The 1564-nt window shown below is 45.7% G+C and carries 2 protein-coding genes; both read right to left on the bottom strand.

Going from position 1 to position 1564, the window contains the following annotated elements:
* Positions 1 to 57: 57 nt before the first annotated feature.
* Entirely contained in the window at positions 58 to 1026 is a 969-nt protein-coding gene (gene trxB / locus REG_RS09895; protein WP_006705512.1) for a thioredoxin-disulfide reductase, read from the bottom strand.
* 158 nt (positions 1027 to 1184) lie between these two features.
* A partial coding sequence (locus tag REG_RS14940) for a sigma-70 family RNA polymerase sigma factor (RefSeq protein WP_039908813.1) occupies positions 1185 to 1564 on the bottom strand: 380 nt, incomplete at its 5' end.

The following is a 1564-nucleotide window of genomic DNA, read 5'->3' as shown; positions in this document are numbered from 1 at the left end:
ATAGTATGTCTACGCTCATCGGTCTCACCCCCTTGCCGTCTTGCCGTAACTCAAAATTCATTGGGTTATAGACGATTGAGCTGCTAAAGCATCGAGGTAACGTTCAGCATCTAAAGCGGCCATACAGCCGCTGGCTGCTGAAGTAATGGCTTGGCGATAGACCTGATCCATCACATCGCCGGCGGCAAATACTCCCTGAATAGAAGTTTGTGTTGCGTTGCCATGAAAACCGGATTGTACTTTGATGTAACCATTTTCTAATGCCAACTGATCACTGAAAATTTTGGTATTAGGCGTATGGCCAATCGCAATAAAAATCCCAGCAATCGCCAACTGTTTTTTCGTCTCGCTTCCTTTTATGACACATCCAGTGACTCCCGTGGCATCCCCTAGCACTTCATCCAATTCACAGCTGGTATGTAATATGATTTTTTCACTCGCTACTTTTTTCATCAGCCGATCGATTAATATTTTTTCGGCGCTAAAACAATTACGGCGGTGAATTAAATGAACTTTTTCAGCAATATTCGCTAGATAGAGTGCTTCTTCTATGGCGGTATTTCCTCCACCGACCACAGCGACGACTTGCTTTTGATAGAAAAAACCATCACAGGTGGCACAAGCAGAAACGCCTTTGCCTTTAAAGGCTTCTTCTGATGCTAAGCCCAGGTAACGAGCGGAAGCACCGGTAGCGATGATCAGCGCATCACAACTATATTCGCTATTCTCACCAAATAAACGGAAAGGGTGCTGACCAAGTTCTACCTGATGAATATGATCAAAGACAATTTTGGTGCCGAATTTTTCTGCATGTTCATGCATACGTTCCATCAGACGAGGCCCCGTCAGATCCTTGGCATCACCAGGCCAATTTTCTACTTCAGTGGTGGTTGTCAATTGCCCCCCTTTTTCTAGCCCGGTAATTAATAAAGGGGCTAAGTTGGCGCGTGCTGCATAGACCGCAGCGGTGTAACCGGCGGGGCCTGATCCTAAAATAATTAATCGGCGATGTTCAACCGTATGCATCGATACCTCGTATTCAGATTCAGATGTGATCTTTTTTGTGGGATTATGATTGTCGTTCTGACGGTAGCGCAAAGGGTAAAATAGACCGATGCATGATAACTGCTCCCAAGCTCAGCTGAAGTTGGGAACAGTACGCAGTAGGTTATGCGGAAGTCTATTTAATCATCTAAAAAGCTACGTAATACTTCAGAACGACTGGGGTGGCGTAGCTTACGTAATGCTTTGGCTTCAATTTGACGGATACGTTCACGGGTTACATCAAATTGTTTGCCCACTTCTTCAAGAGTATGGTCAGTATTCATATCAATACCAAAACGCATACGCAGCACTTTGGCCTCACGGGGAGTCAGACCAGCGAGTACTTCATGAGTGGCAGAGCGTAGACTTTCAGAAGTGGCAGAGCCGAGAGGCAACTCTAGCGTAGTGTCTTCGATAAAATCACCTAAATGTGAATCTTCGTCATCGCCGATCGGGGTTTCCATTGAGATCGGCTCTTTGGCGATTTTCAGCACCTTGCGGATTTTATCTTCCGGCATCG

The sequence above is a fragment of the Candidatus Regiella insecticola LSR1 genome, from assembly GCF_000143625.1.
In the GTDB taxonomy this organism is placed as follows: Bacteria; Pseudomonadota; Gammaproteobacteria; order Enterobacterales; family Enterobacteriaceae; genus Regiella; species Regiella insecticola.
The sequence above is the reverse complement of the archived record's forward strand: the minus strand, read 5'-3'. Positions and strand labels throughout refer to the sequence as shown.